The organism is Variovorax sp. GW821-FHT09B05, from assembly GCF_059418265.1.
Map to the genome: position 1 here is coordinate 21,459 of NZ_JBWKPN010000028.1, position 15,067 is coordinate 36,525.

A 15,067-nucleotide genomic window follows, 5' to 3' on the forward strand; every position below is an offset into this window, starting at 1 on the left:
TTCAGACCTTCTTGCGCAGCTTCTCGCCGAACAGGCCGTTGGGCTTGATCATCAGCATCAGCAGCACCACGATGTACGGCGCCGTGTCCTTGAAGCCGTCGGGCAGGTAGAAGCCCGCGAAGGACTCGACGATGCCGATCACCAGCCCGCCGACGATCGCGCCCGGCAGGCTGCCGAAGCCGCCGACCACCGCCGCCGGAAAGGCCTTGAGCCCGATGAAGCCCATGTTGGCGTGCACGAAGGTGATCGGCGCGAGCAGCATGCCCGCGATGGCCGCGACCGCGGCCGCCAACCCCCACACCAGCCCGTTGAGCCGCTTGACCGGAATGCCCATGTAGTAGGCCGCGAGCTGGTTCTGCGACGAGGCCTGCATCGCGATGCCGAGCTTGCTGTAGCGGAACATCGCGAACAGCAGGCCGCAGAGGATCGCGGTGGCGACGATGATCACGAGCTGCTCGAGGTTCACCACCAGCTCGCCGAGCTTCCAGATCCGGTCCTTGTAGGGCACGGCCAGCGCATGGGTCTCGGTGCCGATGCCCGGCACCATGGTGACCAGGCCGCGCGCCACGTAGGCGATGCCGATGGTGAGCATCACGATCGAGAACTGCGGCTGACCGAGGATCGGGCGGATCACCACCAGCTCGAGCAGCACGCCGAAGGCCGCCATCGCGACGATGGCGAGCACGGCCGCGAGCCAGAACGGCATGCCGAACAGCGACATGCCCGCGAACGCGGCGAAGGCGCCGAGCATCATCAGGTCGCCCTGCGCGAAGCTCACCGTCTCGGTGGCCTTGTAGATCAGCACGAAGCCGAGCGCGATCAGGCCGTAGATGCAGCCTTGCGCGATGCCCGACAGCAGGAGCTGGAGGATCTGCACGACGGGAACCTCCTTGGCCTTACTGGCGCAGGTGACGGAAGGGAGACGTGAAGGGGCGATAGGCCGCGCCGGCCGCGTCGTGCAGCGCGAGGCGCCGCGAGCCGGCCAGGATGTCGCTGGGCTTCAGGCCGTAGACCTGGCGGATCGAATGGCTGAAATGGGTGGAGTCGGGATAGCCGGCCTCGAGCGCGATGTCGGTCAGGGTGGCGGTCTGGCGCACGTAGCGCAGCAGGCTGCGCGCGCGCTTCCAGGCGCGGAAGGCGCGGAAGGCCATGCCGGTCTCCTGCTTGAACAGGTGCAGGAAGCGCGAGAACGAGAGGTGCACCGAGGCCGCGCATTCCTCGGCCGAGGTGGCGGCCGCGGGGTCGGCGTTGATCGCGTCGATGACCTTGCGGATGCGCGCATCGAGCGCGCGCGGCGCGAGCGGCGCGCCGAAGAACTGGCGGTCGAAGTCGAGGCCGTCGAAGCGCTGGCCGCGCGCCGAGGCGGCGAGCAGCTGCGCATGGCTCTCGCGCACGCGCTGGACGAAGGCCGGTGCCTGTACCGGGCCGCAGTGCTGCAGCCAATCGGGCATGCGCGCGGGATCGACCGACTCCGATTCGATCAGCAGGTTGAGGATCAGCGGATGCGCGCTCTCGATCTCGATCGGCACCTGCGGCGGCACCACCAGCAGCTCGCCGCTCTGCCAGGCACCGCCGCCCACGCGCAGGCGGTTGGGCGGTGCGCCCGCGGGAGAGACATAGACGCCATGGCCGCCCATGGTGCGCACGGCGGCACGGCCCAGCAGGCCGGCGTAGAACACGCGCTGCGTGGTGAGCCACATCAGGCGTTCGCCCTGGCCGCGACCCTCGCGGGCACCGCCTTGCGTCGACGGCGCCATCCTCGTTCCCTGCATGGTGTCTGTCTCCTGCATTCGGGGGCCTGGGCCAGGGCACGGGCCCTGGGTCGGCGTCGTTGTGGGGCTGATCGTAGCGGGGCACGCGCGCGGCGCGGCACCGATTTGCGCGGGGACTTTCCCTAGGCCTGCGGCCGTGGCGCCGCGAACGCGCGACGCAACTCGGTGGCGCAAAGCGCGACCGCGGTGTTGGCCTCGTCGAGCACCTTGCCCATGGTCACGAAGCCATGGATCTGGCGCTCGAAGCAGACGTAGTTCGCGCTGTTGCCGGCCGCGGTCAAGGCCTCGGCATAGGCCAGTCCTTCGTCGCGCAGCGGGTCGTAGCCGGCCGTGAGCACCAGCGCCGGCGGCAGGCGCGAGAGGTCGCCATGCAGCAGCGGCGAAGCGCGCCAGTCGAGGTCGTGCTTCGCATCGGTGATGTAGTGGTCGTGGAAGTAGGTCATCGTGTCGCGCGTCAGCAGATAGCCCTGGCCATTGGCCTGGTGCGACGGATGGCCGCGGCGCATGTCGGTGGCCGGATAGATCAGCAGCTGGAACACCAGCGGCAGGTCGGCGCTGTCGCGCGCGGCGATCGCCACCACGGCCGCGAGGTTGCCGCCGGCGCTGTCGCCGCCCACCGCCATGCGGCTCGCGTCCACGCCCAGCGCCGCGGCTTCGCGCCGCACCCAGCGCGTGGCGGCCAGCACGTCGTCGACCGCGGCCGGGAAACGGTGCTCCGGGCCCATGCGGTAGTCGACCGCCACCACCGCGCAGCCGGCGCCGTTGGCCAGCTCGCGGCACAGCACGTCGTGCGTGTCGAGGTCGCCGATGACCCAGCCGCCACCGTGGTAGTACACCAGCACTGGCAGCGGGCCGGCGCCCGAGGCCAGCGGCCGGTAGACGCGCACGGGAATAGGGCCGTGCGGGCCGTCGGCCGCGAGGTCGCGCACCTCGGCCACTTCGGCCGGCAGCGGCTGGGTGGCGGCGCGGCGCTCGCGGTAGAAGGCGCGCGCGTCGGCGGGCGACAGCGTGTGGGTCGGCGGGATGCCGCGCGCCTCGATGAAGTCGAGCAGCGCGCGGGCCTGGGGATGCAGCATGGTGTCTCCGGTGGATCGATCGATCGACCCAGTGTGGAGCGCGGCGCGCGCGGACGGAATCCGCATGCACCCGCATCCCTCCCGGGCCGGCGTCTTTCGTCAGCCCCGGCACCATGCCTGCGCCTGCGCGGCGCGGCTTGCGAAAACTGGCTACGGCTGTCGCGCGCGCAGCCTGCCGTCGACCGAAGCGATCAGGCCTGGCGCGGCTTCACGCGCGAGGCGGCTTCCTTGGCGTTGGTGCGCGCAGTCTCCACGTCGGCGGCATGCGCCAGCGCCACGCCCATGCGGCGCTTGACGAAGCTCTCGGGCTTGCCGAACAGGCGCAGGTCCACGCCCGGCACCTGCAGCGCCTCGGCCACGCCGTCGAAGACGATGCCCTGGGCATCGACGCCGCCGTAGATCACCGCGCTGGCGCCCGGGCTCTTGAGCGTGGTGTCCACCGGCAGGCCGAGGATCGCGCGCGCATGCAACTCGAACTCGTTCTGCCACTGCGTGGCCATGGTGACCATGCCGGTGTCGTGCGGCCGCGGGCTGACCTCGCTGAACCAGACCTGGTCGCCCTTGACGAACAGCTCGACGCCGAACAGGCCCTGGCCGCCGAGGTCGGCCGTGACCGCCTCGGCGATCTGCTGCGCCTTCTGCAGCGCGGCCGGCGCCATCGGGTGCGGCTGCCAGCTCTCGACGTAGTCGCCGCTGACCTGCACATGGCCGATGGGTTCGCAGAACCGGGTGCGCACGGCGCCGCCGGCATCCTTGGCGCGTACGGTCAAGAGCGTGATCTCGTAGTCGAAGTCGATGAAGCCCTCGACGATCACGCGGCCATGGCTCACGCGGCCGCCGGCCATGGCGTAGTCCCACGCTTTCTGCACATCGGCCGGGCCGTCGATCTTGCTCTGGCCCTTGCCGGAGCTGCTCATCACGGGCTTCACGATGCAGGGGTAGCCGATGCCCGCGTCGATCGCGGCCTGCAGCTCGGCGAGCGAGTCGCAGAACTCGTAAGGGCTGGTGGGCACGCCCAGGGTCTCGGCGGCCAGGCGGCGGATGCCTTCGCGGTCCATCGTGAGGCGGGCGGCGCGGGCCGTGGGGATCACGCGCACCGTGCCCGCGTCCTCGAGCTGCTGCAGCATCGGCGTGGCGATGGCCTCGATCTCGGGCACCACGAGCTGCGGCTTCTCGGCCTCGATCAGGGCCTGCAGCTGCGCGGGGTCGCTCATGACGATGGTGCGCGCATGGTGGGCCACCTGCTGGCCGGGCGCGTTCTCGTAGCGGTCGACGGCGATGGTCTCGACGCCCAGGCGCTGCAGGGCGATCAGCACCTCCTTGCCGAGTTCGCCGGAGCCGAGGAGCATCACGCGGGTTGCCGAGGGGGAGAGGGGGGTGCCGAGGGTGGTCATGGCGGCTTCTGTCGGTTCGGGAGGGAAGAAAAAGAGGGGGAAAGCGCGAGCGCGCACTGTAAGCCACCCGTGTCGCCCGCGGCAACGACGCGCCGGCGGGGCTGATCCACAATGGACGGCACGGCGGCTGGCCCGCCTTCTTTTCTCTTCCCCTTTCGTTTTCTCAAGGAGCATTTCTCATGGCGATTCAGACCGTCGGCATCATCGGCGCCGGCACGATGGGCAACGGCATTGCGCAGGCCTGTGCGGTGGCGGGCGTCAAGGTGGTGATGATCGACGTCGCGCAGGCGGCGGTCGACAAGGGCCTGGCCACCGTCTCGGGCAGCCTCGACCGGCTGATCAAGAAGGAAAAGCTCACCGCCGAGCAGAAGGCCGCCGCGCTGGCGCTGATCCAGGGCTCGACCAACTACGACGACCTCAAGGGCGCGCAGCTCGTGATCGAGGCCGCGACCGAGAACCACGCGCTCAAGCTCAAGATCTTGAAGCAGGTCGACGAACTCGTGGGCCCCGAGGTCATCATCGCCTCGAACACCTCCTCGATCTCGATCACGCAGCTGGCCGCCGCCACCTCGCGCGCCGACCGCTTCATCGGTATGCACTTCTTCAACCCGGTGCCGATGATGGCGCTGGTCGAGCTGATCCGCGGCTACCTCACGAGCGACGCCACCCACGACACGGTGAAGGAACTGGCCGAGCGCCTGGGCAAGTCGCCGATCACGGTGAAGAACGCGCCGGGCTTCGTGGTCAACCGCATCCTGGTGCCGATGATCAACGAGGCCTTCTTCGTGCTGTCCGAGGGCATCGCGACCGCCGAGGACATCGACGCCGGCATGAAGCTGGGCTGCAACCAGCCGATAGGCCCGCTGGCGCTGGCCGACATGATCGGCCTGGACGTCTGCCTCGCGGTGATGGAGGTCTACCTCGACCAGTTCGGCGACTCCAAGTACCGCCCCTGCCCGCTGCTGAAGGAAATGGTCGCCGCCGGCCAACTGGGCCGCAAGACCGGCCGCGGCGTCTACACCTACTAACGCGCCGAAGAACGAGGAGACAGGCCACGCCATGACCGCCACGCCCACCACCCCGCCCACCGAAGGCTGCATCGACACCCAGGTGCTCGACCACGTGCTGCTGATCGGCATCAACCGGCCTGCCAAGCGCAACGGCTGGACGCCGCCGATGTTCCGCCAGCTCGCCGAGGCCTACACGCGCCTGGACGACGACCCGAACCTGCGCGTGGGCGTGCTGCATGCCTTCGGCGACCACTTCACGGCCGGCCTCGACCTGCCCGCGGTGGCCGAGTACATGAAGCGCGGCGAGAAGGCGATCCCGCAGGGCCTGGTGGAGCCGCACGACTTCGGCCTCGAGGGCTACCGCCGGCGCACCAAGCCGATGGTGGTGGCGGTCAAGGGCATCTGCTTCACGGTGGGCATCGAGCTGATGCTCGGCGCCGACATCGTGGTGGCGGCCGACAACTGCCGCTTCTCGCAGATGGAGGTGCAGCGCGGCATCATGGCCACGGGCGGCGCCACCTTGCGCATGGCCGAGCGCGCCGGCCTCGGCAACGCGATGCTGCACCTGCTGACGGCCGACGAGTTCGGCAGCGCCGAGGGCTATCGGCTGAACTTCGTGCAGAAGGTGGTGCCCGCGGGCCAGGAGCTCGACGAGGCGCTCGCGATCGCGCAGCGCATCGCCGCGCAGGCGCCGCTGGCGGTGGTGGCCACGCGCCTCAACGTGCTCAAGGCGATCGAGCACGGGCCGCTGGCCGCGGTCGGCGAGTTCATCGAGACGCAGAAGCGGCTGTCGAACAGCGAGGACGCGGCCGAGGGCGTGCGCTCCTTCATCGAGCGCCGGCCCGCGCGCTTCAGCGGGCGCTGACGAACGCCCTTCCCACCCCCTCCTCCATCCCTCACCATGACCCTGCGACTGCGCGCGGCCCTGGCCGCATTGACCCTCTTCGCCGTGAACACCTCCCTCCACGCCCAGGCACCGGCCGCGCCCGCGGCCCTGCCCGATCCCGCGGCCACCTCCGTCGACGCGCTCGGCTGGATGCGCGGCTTCCCGCCGCCGCCCGACAAGCTGATCACCTTCGAGAACCCCGCCGGCAACGCCTTCCCGCGCAACCGCTGGACCTTCTCGCACGTGCGCGAGGTCGTGCCCACCGCCAACGTGTGGCGCGGCAGCGGCGCCGCGAGCCCGCTGCCGGCCGCCACGGGCGTGACGCCCGAGCAGATCGAGGGCATCCGCTTCAAGTCGCTGTCGGGCGAGGACAGCACGGTCGCCCAGATGATCGCCAACACCTACACCGACGGCATCCTGGTGCTGCACCGTGGCCAGGTGGTGTACGAGAAGTACTTCGGCGCGCTGACGCCCGAGCGGCCGCACCTCGCGATGTCGGTCACCAAGTCCTTCGTAGGCACGCTCGCGGCCATCCTCGCCGACGAGGGCAGGCTCGACCCCGCGGCGCCCGTCACCAAATACGTGCCCGAGCTCAAGGACAGCGCCTACGGCGACGCCACCGTGCGCCAGGTGATGGACATGACCATCGGCGTGCGCTACTCCGAGAACTACGCCGATCCCAAGGCCGAGATCTGGGACTACTCGCGCGCCGGCGGCTTCATCCCGCGCGCGCCCGGCTACAGCGGCCCGAAGACCTTCTACGAGTTCCTCGCGCTGCAGAAGAAGGAAGGCGCGCACGACGAGGCCTTCGGCTACAAGACCATCAATGCCGAGGTGCTGGCCTGGATCCTGCGCCGCGCCAGCAACCAGTCGCTGGCCGAGCTGCTGAGCGAGAAGATCTGGCGCCGCATCGGCGCCGAGCAGGACGCCTACTTCATGGTCGACAGCATCGGCACCGAGTCGGGCGGCGGCGGCCTCAACACCACGCTGCGCGACCTCGCGCGCTTCGGCGAAACCCTGCGCAACGGCGGCCGCGCTCCCAACGGGCAGCAGGTGTTCTCGAAGGCGGTGGTGGACGACATCCGCCGCGGCGGCGACCCCGCCAAGTTCGCGAAGGCCGGCTACGGCCTGCTGCCGGGCTGGTCGTACCGCAACATGTGGTGGGTGTCGAACAACGCGCACGGCGCCTACATGGCGCGCGGCATCCATGGCCAGAGCATCTACGTGGACCCGGCGGCGCAGATGGTGATCGTGCGCTACGCGGCGCATCCGGTGGCGGCGAACGCGGGCAACGATCCGCTGACGCTGCCGGGCTTCGCCGCGGTGGCCGATGCGCTGATGAAGCGACCCTGAGTTTTCCTGCCCTCTCCCGCCGGGAGAGGGCCTCCGAAAACCCTGTCGCACAAAATACTTTGCACACAATTTAATTGAGTGCCATAATTCGGCCCATGCCCTCCCTCACGCAAGACGAACTCCTGAAGCTGGACAACCAGCTCTGCTTCGCCATGTACTCCGCCTCGCTGGCCATGACCCGCCTGTACAAGCCCCTGCTCGACAAGCTCGGTCTCACCTACCCGCAGTACCTGGTGATGCTCGCCCTGTGGGAGAAAGACGGCCCCATGGTCTCCGAACTCGGCGAGCGCGTCTCGCTCGACTCGGGCACGCTCACCCCGCTGCTCAAGCGCCTCGAGGCCAACGGCTTCGTGGCCCGCGTGCGCGACGTGGCCGACGAGCGCCGCGTGCACATCACGCTCACGGCCGCGGGCCGCCGCCTCAAGGCGCGCGCGGGCCACGTGCCCGAATGCCTGCTCGCGGCCTCCGAATGCTCGGTGCCCGAGCTCGTGGACCTCACCCACCAGATTCAAGCGCTGCGCGACCGCATCCGCAAGGCCGCCTGAGCAAGCAAGCCATTTCAATCACCACAACAGGTTTCTCCCGCCGCGTGCCATTCCGGACCACGACGGCTTTCTTCAACCACCGTTCCACTTCGACCAAGGAAACATCACCATGACCACCAAGCTCGACAAAGTGCTCTATACCGCCCAGGCCCACACCACGGGCGGCCGCGACGGCGCCGGCAAATCCAGCGACGGCGCGATCGACGTCCAGCTGAGCTCGCCCGGTTCGGGCAAGCCCGGCACCAACCCCGAACAGCTGTTCGCGGTCGGCTACGCCGCCTGCTTCATCGGCGCGATGAAGGCCGTGGGCCCGAAGATCGGTGTCAAGGTGCCGGACGACGTGGCGATCGACTCCAGCGTCTCCCTCGGCCCGACGAATGGCGGCGCCGCCTACGGCATCGCGGTCAAGCTCGCTATCACGCTGCCCGGCCTCGACGCCGAACAGAAGCAGAAGCTGGTCGACACGGCCCACCAGGTCTGCCCGTACTCGAACGCCACGCGCGGCAACATCGACGTCGAACTGACGATCGCCTGAGCCCCCGCGCTCCACGACGAAGCCCCGCGCCGCGGGGCTTTTTTGCGTGCGCTCGCTTGTCCCGCGTGCGACGCGCCGGCTACCTGCGCGATGGCGCCTTTCACGAAGCTTGGCTAACGTGGCGTGCACTCACCGGTGCGTCGTGACGCACCCCTTGCCACCCCAGCGGCCGGAACGCCGCGCAGCCACGGAGCTTCGACACGCCATGAGCACCACCCTCAGCCTGCAGATCCGCAAGAGCCAACTGGGCGACACCCGCCTCGACGACAGCACCGACACCCCACTGGCCGACGGCCAGGTGCGCGTGCGCATCGACAGCTTCGCGCTGACCTCGAACAACATCACCTACGCCGCCTTCGGCGACGCCATGAGCTACTGGCGCTTCTTCCCCACCGGCGACGAGGCCTGGGGCAACATCCCCGTGTGGGGCTTCGCGAGCGTGGTGCAGTCGCTGCATCCGGGCGTGGCCGTGGGCGAACGCCTCTACGGCTACTGGCCCATGGCCACCGGCGCGGTGCTGAGCCCGACGCGGCTGTCGCCCGAGCGCTTCGCCGACGGTGCCGCGCACCGCGCCGAGCTGCCGGCGGTCTACAACCAGTACTTCCGCTGCAATGCCGACCCGCTCTACACCGCCGACAGCGAGGACACGCAGGCGCTGCTGCGCCCGCTGTTCATCACCTCCTGGCTGATCGACGACTTCATGGCCGACAACGACTTCTTCGGCGCGCGCACCATGCTGCTGTCGAGCGCCTCGAGCAAGACGGCCTACGGCACCGCGTTCCAGCTGCACCAGCGCGAAGGCATCGAGGTGGTCGGCCTGACCTCGGCGGGCAACGTCGGCTACTGCGAGAGCCTGGGCTGCTACCACCGCGTGCTGCGCTACGACGCGCTCGACGAACTGCCGGCCGACACGCCCTGCGTCTACATCGACTTCGCGGGCAACGGCGCGCTGCGCGAGGCGATCCATGCGCGCTTCACTGGCCTGCGCTACAGCTGCGCGATCGGCGGCACGCATGTCGACGAACTGGCCTCCAAGGGCGCCACCCGCGAGCTCGCGGGCCCGCGCGCCACGCTGTTCTTCGCGCCCGCGCAGATCAAGAAGCGCACCGCCGAATGGAGCGCCGAGGAATTCAGCCGCCGCATGGTGGCGGCCTGGCAGGCCTTCACCGCACGCGCGACCGATGCCGCCAGCCCCTGGCTGCGCGCCGAGCACCACCGCGGCGGCGCGGCCGCGCAGGCCGCCTATGCCCAGGTGCTGGCCGGCAAGGGCGATCCGCGCACCGGCCACATCCTGTCGCTGCACGCGCACCCCGGCGGCCTCTGAAAAGCGCGCGGGGTGCGGGCGACGACAATCGCCGCATGATTCCCGATTCCCCCGCGGCGCCCGCCGGCCACCCTGCCCATCCCTACGAGAGCCTCACGCCCGACGTGGTGCTCGACGCGCTCGCAGGCCTCGGCCTGCACGGCGACGGCCGGCTCACCGGGCTCAACTCCTACGAGAACCGGGTCTACCAGGTGCACCTCGAGGACCCGCAGCCGCACCCGGCCGTGGTGGTCAAGTTCTACCGGCCCGGCCGCTGGAGCGAGGCCGAGATCCTCGAGGAGCATGCCTTCTCGCTCGAACTCGCCGCGGCCGAGGTCCCCGCCGTGCCGCCGCTGGCCTTCGGCGGCGCCACCTTGCACCGCCATGCCGGCTTCGCCTTCAGCGTGAGCCCCTATCGCGGCGGCCGCGCGCCCGAGCTCGACGACTTCGAGGTGCTCGAATGGGTCGGGCGCTTTCTCGCGCGCATCCACACCGTGGGCGCCGCGCGCCCGTTCGAGGCGCGGCCCGCGCTCGACCTGCAGAACTTCGGCACCGCCTCGCGCGACTGGCTGCTGGCGAACGACAAGCTGCCGCTCGACGTGCAGCGCGACTGGGAGAAGGCCTGCAACGAGGCGCTGGCGATGATCGCCGCGACCCCGCTTTCGAGCGCGGCAGCCACCGGCGACGGCCCGCGCAAGCTGCGGCTGCATGGCGACGTGCACCCCGGCAACATCCTCTGGACCCCGACCGACCGCCCCCACGGCGGCCCGCACTTCGTCGACCTCGACGACGCGCGCACCGGCTTCGCGGTGCAGGACCTGTGGATGCTGCTGTCGGGCGAACGCGCCCAGCGCACCGCGCAGCTCTCGGGGCTGCTCGACGGCTACGAGCAGTTCCGCGAATTCGACCGCCGCGAGCTCGCGCTGATCGAGCCGCTGCGCACGCTGCGCCTGATCCACTACAGCGCCTGGCTCGCACGGCGCTGGGAAGACCCGATCTTCCCGATCAACTTCCCCTGGTTCGGCAGCAGCGACTACTGGAAGGGCCAGGTCCAGATGCTGCAGGACCAGTGCGAGGCGATGGCCGAGGACCCGATCTACGCCTGAACGGCCGGCGCCGACAGCCGGCGGATCTCCTCGCGCACGATCTCGCGGTGGTGGTGCGAGGGCGAGAGGCCGATGAACTGCGTGTACTTCTCGAGCGCGGCCGCCACGTTGCCGGCGTCCTCGAGGTCCAGCGCCTCGAGCATCAGCTGGGTGAACAGCCGGTTGGCATCGGCCTCGCGGCGCGAGGCCACGAGCGTGCGCGGCTGCAGCTCGGGCTGCTCGGCATAGATCCGGCGCTGCACCTCGATCAGCTCGACCATCGCGCGGCCGATGCGGTGCACCTGCTCGGTGGCCGGCTCGAGGCCGCAGGCCCGCACGTCGGCCGCGGCCTGGTCGAGCAGGTGCGAGGCCACGCGCAGCAGCCGGTTCAACGATTTGAGGCTCATGGCAGCACCGCCCCGGCCGTGCCCGCGGGCCCGGCCTTGCACGCACGCGCCGCCATCAGGACGCCAGCTCCGCGCCGTCGAGCTGCCGCTTGAGCGCGAGCTGCGTCTCGCGCTCGGCGATCGCGAGGCGCTTGGCCGCCTGCTCGCCATGGGTCTTCACCGAGAAGGCCTTGCTGACGGTGCCGCGCCCGGCGATGAAGGTGATCGCCATCCAGTAGCCCGGATGGTCGGGCCGCGGCGACTTGAACTGCACGCCGCTGGTGCCGCTCGAGTTGTTGCGGCGCACGATCTCCGCGCGCGAGAGCCGCGGCGTGCGCGCGCGCGGCGCGGCATCGGTCTCGCGGCGGATCGCCTCCTCGGCCGGGTGCACGTGCGCCAGGCCGGTCATCTGCGCGAGCTGGCGCGCGCGCTCGGCCAGCGCCGCCGCATGGGCCGCGCGGTCGGCGCCGTCGACCGAGAAATAGGTCTGCAGGATCTGGTCCTCGGCGATGTAGGTCTTGGCGAGCCAGGCGCGCACGCGGCCGTCGGGCGCGACGCGGCTGTAGACGCCGGGCGCGCCGGTGCTGTTGTTGGCGCGCGGCTGCTCGGCGCGCGCGCGGCGCGCGATCGGCGGGTGCTGCCGCACGATGGCGTCGCGCCAGTCCTGCGCATGCAGCAGCGCCTGTTCGGCGCCGCCGTAGCTCGCCCGGCCGAACTGCCGGTAGTGGCGGGTTCCGTTGCGCATGACGGAGACCTCGTAGCCCCAGGGCCGGGTGAAGATGCCGTACATGGCGGCGGAATTGGGGATACCTTTGGGCATGCTGGCGTCGACACGGCCGTGTCGTTGATCTGAACCCCCTGGCGACACCCCTTTTGCATGCTCTTGAAGGCCCGGGCCACGGCGAGGTTGCCGGGAATACTAAAGCCTTCGCAAGGCCTTGGGCATCACCGGTTCCGGTAGCCCGGCGCGGTGCGGGGTCGATGCCCCGCATGGTCACGGCCCTGCCACGAAGACGATGCAGAACGGCGTGCGCGTTCAGCGCTTCGCGCTCTCGCGCAGGCTCTTCGCGAGCCCGTCGAGCAGCCGCTGCACCAGCATGTTCGGCGGCCCCGCGCGCCACACGCCATAGGCCTCCGACGGCGTGACCTCGCGGTCGAGCGGGCGGAACACCGCGCCGCTGAGCGCCGAGTGCCGCATCGCCTGCGGCACCAGCGCCACGCCCATGCCCTGCGACACCAGCGAGACCACCGCGAGCCAGTGCCGCACCTCGTGCCGCACCTCGGGATGGAAGCCCGCGTCGGCGCAGATCGAGAGGATGCGCTCGTGGTAGTCGGGCGAGGCCTCGCGCGAGAACAGCACGAAGGGCTCGCCGCGCAGCTCGGCCGGCGCGAGCGCGCGCCGCCGCGCCAGCGCATGGCCCGCAGGCAGGCAGCAGACGAAGGGCTCGGTCAGCAGCAGCCGGTGCTGCAGCTCGGGCGGCATGCGCGCGGTGTGGACGAAGCCGAGGTCGAGCCGGTCGTGCATCAGCTCGGTGATCTGCACCCCCGAGTTGAGTTCGGCCAGCGTGATGCGCACCGCCGGATGCTTGGCCTGGAACGCGCGCAGCGCCTGCGGCAGGCCGCGGTAGAGCATCGCGCCGACGAAACCGATGCGCAGCCGCCCGGCCGAGCCCTGCGCGATGTCGCGCGCCTCGAGCGCGGCCTCCTCGGCCTGCTGCAGCAGCCGGCGCGCCGACACGCGCAGCGCATCGCCCGCGGGCGTGAGCCGCACCTCCTTGCTGTTGCGCTCGAACAGGCGCGCGCCCACCGTGTCCTCGAGCTGGCGGATCGCCACCGACAGCGGCGGCTGCGAGATCGAGAGCCGGCGTGCCGCGCGCCCGAAGTGCAGTTCTTCGGCGAGCACGGAGAAATAGCGCAGGTGACGCAGTTCCATGAATAGGCAAATCGAATCGAGCAAGACCCAAACGATATTAGACACGGATCGTCACGGCTTGAACAATGGCGCGAATCCAGGAGACAAGCCATGCCCGAGACGCCCGCCGCGCCCGCCGCGCCTGCCGCGCCCGCCGTTCACCCCATTCCCGACCGCCACGGCCAGAACCTCTACAGCGTCGACACCGAGCTGCAGTCGCTGCTCGCGCTCTACCTGCCCGAGGACCTGCTGCGCCACCTGCAGCCACAGCTCGAGCGCCTCGGCGGCCTCGCGGGCGGCAGGCTCGATGAGCTGGCCGGCACCGCAGACCGCAACCCGCCCACCTTGAAGCAGCGCACGCGCACCGGGCTCGACGAGCAGCAGGTGATCAAGCATCCGGCCTACGTCGAGATGGAGCGCCTCGCGCTCAGCGAATTCGGGCTGGCCGCGATCTCGCACCGCGACGAGACGCTGGGCTGGAAGGGCCGCATGCCGCCGCTCGTGAAATACGCGCTGACCTACCTGTTCGTGCAGGCCGAGTTCGGCCTGTGCTGCCCGGTCTCGATGACCGATTCGCTCACGCGCACGCTCAAGAAGTTCGGCGCGCCCGCGCTGGTGCAGAAGTACCTGCCGCGCCTGACCTCGCTCGACTTCGACGAACTCGCGCAGGGCGCGATGTTCATGACCGAGCAGGCCGCGGGCTCCGACATCGCCGCCACCGCCACGCTGGCGCGGCGCGAGGCCGACGGCAGCTGGCGCCTCACGGGCGACAAGTGGTTCTGCTCGAACCCCGACGCCGATTTCGCGATGGTGCTCGCACGCGCCGAGGACGGCGTGGCCGGCATGAAGGGCGTGTCGCTGTTCCTGCTGCCGCGCCGGCTCGACGACGGCAGTCTCAACCGCTACCGGATCATCCGGCTCAAGGACAAGCTCGGCACGCGCTCGATGGCCAGCGGCGAGATCCGGCTCGAGGGCGCGCTGGCCTACCTGGTCGGCGAGGAAGGCCGCGGCTTCGTGCAGATGGCCGACATGGTCAACAACTCGCGGCTGTCGAACGGCGTGCGCGCCGCCGGCCTGATGCGCCGCGCGGTGGCCGAGGCCGAGTACATCGCCGCCGAGCGCCAGGCCTTCGGCCGCACGCTCGACCGGATGCCGCTGATGCAGCGCCAGCTCGACAAGCTGCGCGTGCCCGCCGAGCAGGCGCGCACCATGGTCTGCCAGACCGCGCTGGCGCTGGCGCGCTCCGACGCCGGCGAAGCCGATGCCTACGCGCTGCTGCGCATCCTCACGCCGCTCATCAAGTTCCGCGCCTGCCGCGATGCGCGCAAGGTCACGGGCGATGCGATGGAGGTGCGCGGCGGCTGCGGCTACATCGAGGAATGGAGCGATCCGCGGCTGGTGCGCGATGCCCACCTGGGCTCGATCTGGGAGGGCACCAGCAACATCGTCGCGCTCGACGTGATCCGCGCCGTCAAGCGCGAGGGCTCGCTGCCGGTGCTGCGCGCCCATTGCGAACGGCTGATCGCCGAAGCCGAACCGGCCCCGGCCTTCGCCCAGGCGCTGCGCGATGCACTGGCGCGTGCCGCCGCGCTGGCCGAGACGGCCGCGCGCGAAGGCGGCGACGTGCTCGCGCGCCAGGCCGCCTCGGCGCTCTACCACTGCACCAGCGCGAGCGCGATGGCCTGGGAGGCCGCGCGCACCGGCTCGGCCGCGCGGCTGCGCTGGTCGCAGCTCGCGCTGCTGCATCGCGTGCTGCCGCGCGATCCGCTCGCGCCCGATGCGCTGCCCGCCGGCTGGACCACGGCCTGAG

Annotated in this window: 15 protein-coding genes; 8 read left to right on the plus strand and 7 right to left on the minus strand. The window is 70.6% G+C overall.

From position 1 onward, the window contains the following. Position 1: 1 nt before the first annotated feature. The 4 genes from AC07RM_RS39495 to purT form a co-directional block, all read right to left on the minus strand. On the minus strand, positions 2–877 hold the full coding sequence (locus tag AC07RM_RS39495; protein WP_203203897.1) for a branched-chain amino acid ABC transporter permease: 876 nt from the start codon (positions 875–877) through the stop codon (positions 2–4). 19 nt (positions 878–896) lie between these two features. Beyond that, on the minus strand, positions 897–1,772 hold the full coding sequence (locus AC07RM_RS39500) for a helix-turn-helix domain-containing protein (RefSeq protein ID WP_495337957.1): 876 nt from the start codon (positions 1,770–1,772) through the stop codon (positions 897–899). A 122-nt stretch (positions 1,773–1,894) separates the two neighbouring features. Then, complete coding sequence (gene lipP1, locus AC07RM_RS39505; protein ID WP_495337958.1) at positions 1,895–2,848, minus strand: LipP1 family hormone-sensitive lipase; 954 nt, start codon at positions 2,846–2,848, stop codon at positions 1,895–1,897. 191 nt (positions 2,849–3,039) lie between these two features. Further along, positions 3,040–4,242, minus strand: coding sequence for a formate-dependent phosphoribosylglycinamide formyltransferase (purT, locus tag AC07RM_RS39510; RefSeq protein WP_495337959.1), 1,203 nt, complete (start codon positions 4,240–4,242; stop codon positions 3,040–3,042). Positions 4,243–4,421: 179 nt separating this feature from the next. Here purT and AC07RM_RS39515 point away from each other — a divergent pair, with 179 nt between their 5' ends. The 7 genes from AC07RM_RS39515 to AC07RM_RS39545 all read left to right on the plus strand — a co-directional run bounded on the left by AC07RM_RS39515 (position 4,422) and on the right by AC07RM_RS39545 (position 10,980). Further along, complete coding sequence (locus tag AC07RM_RS39515; RefSeq protein WP_093355279.1) at positions 4,422–5,270, plus strand: 3-hydroxybutyryl-CoA dehydrogenase; 849 nt, start codon at positions 4,422–4,424, stop codon at positions 5,268–5,270. A 31-nt stretch (positions 5,271–5,301) separates the two neighbouring features. Then, positions 5,302–6,117 carry a crotonase/enoyl-CoA hydratase family protein gene (locus tag AC07RM_RS39520; RefSeq protein ID WP_495337960.1) on the plus strand — a complete coding sequence of 272 codons (816 nt, stop codon included), beginning with the start codon at positions 5,302–5,304 and terminating at the stop codon, positions 6,115–6,117. A gap of 36 nt (positions 6,118–6,153) precedes the next feature. Beyond that, the gene (locus AC07RM_RS39525) at positions 6,154–7,491 is read left to right on the plus strand and encodes a serine hydrolase domain-containing protein (RefSeq protein WP_495337961.1); all 1,338 of its coding nucleotides are present in this window, start codon (positions 6,154–6,156) and stop codon (positions 7,489–7,491) included. 95 nt (positions 7,492–7,586) lie between these two features. After that, on the plus strand, positions 7,587–8,036 hold the full coding sequence (locus tag AC07RM_RS39530) for a MarR family winged helix-turn-helix transcriptional regulator (protein ID WP_057595125.1): 450 nt from the start codon (positions 7,587–7,589) through the stop codon (positions 8,034–8,036). A gap of 109 nt (positions 8,037–8,145) precedes the next feature. Beyond that, positions 8,146–8,571, plus strand: a complete 426-nt coding sequence (locus tag AC07RM_RS39535) for an organic hydroperoxide resistance protein (RefSeq protein ID WP_057595126.1) — start codon at positions 8,146–8,148, stop codon at positions 8,569–8,571. Between the two features lie 205 nt (positions 8,572–8,776). Continuing rightward, complete coding sequence (locus AC07RM_RS39540) at positions 8,777–9,895, plus strand: DUF2855 family protein (RefSeq protein ID WP_495337962.1); 1,119 nt, start codon at positions 8,777–8,779, stop codon at positions 9,893–9,895. Positions 9,896–9,930: 35 nt separating this feature from the next. Continuing rightward, positions 9,931–10,980 (plus strand): serine/threonine protein kinase, encoded by a 1,050-nt coding sequence (locus tag AC07RM_RS39545; RefSeq protein WP_431511139.1) that lies wholly within the window; start codon positions 9,931–9,933, stop codon positions 10,978–10,980. Here the strand turns inward: AC07RM_RS39545 and AC07RM_RS39550 are convergent. The 3 genes from AC07RM_RS39550 to AC07RM_RS39560 all read right to left on the minus strand — a co-directional run bounded on the left by AC07RM_RS39550 (position 10,971) and on the right by AC07RM_RS39560 (position 13,278). After that, a complete protein-coding gene (locus tag AC07RM_RS39550; RefSeq protein ID WP_093355269.1) occupies positions 10,971–11,366 on the minus strand; it encodes a hypothetical protein in 396 nt (131 codons plus the stop codon). The two genes, AC07RM_RS39545 and AC07RM_RS39550, sit on opposite strands and share 10 nt — an antisense overlap. A gap of 55 nt (positions 11,367–11,421) precedes the next feature. Beyond that, complete coding sequence (locus AC07RM_RS39555) at positions 11,422–12,165, minus strand: AP2 domain-containing protein (protein ID WP_256223065.1); 744 nt, start codon at positions 12,163–12,165, stop codon at positions 11,422–11,424. 216 nt (positions 12,166–12,381) lie between these two features. Then, positions 12,382–13,278, minus strand: a complete 897-nt coding sequence (locus AC07RM_RS39560; protein WP_093355264.1) for a LysR family transcriptional regulator — start codon at positions 13,276–13,278, stop codon at positions 12,382–12,384. A 90-nt stretch (positions 13,279–13,368) separates the two neighbouring features. On the opposite strand from AC07RM_RS39560, the gene AC07RM_RS39565 reads away from it, so the two are divergent. Further along, entirely contained in the window at positions 13,369–15,066 is a 1,698-nt protein-coding gene (locus tag AC07RM_RS39565) for an acyl-CoA dehydrogenase family protein (protein WP_495337963.1), read from the plus strand. Position 15,067 lies beyond the last annotated feature (1 nt).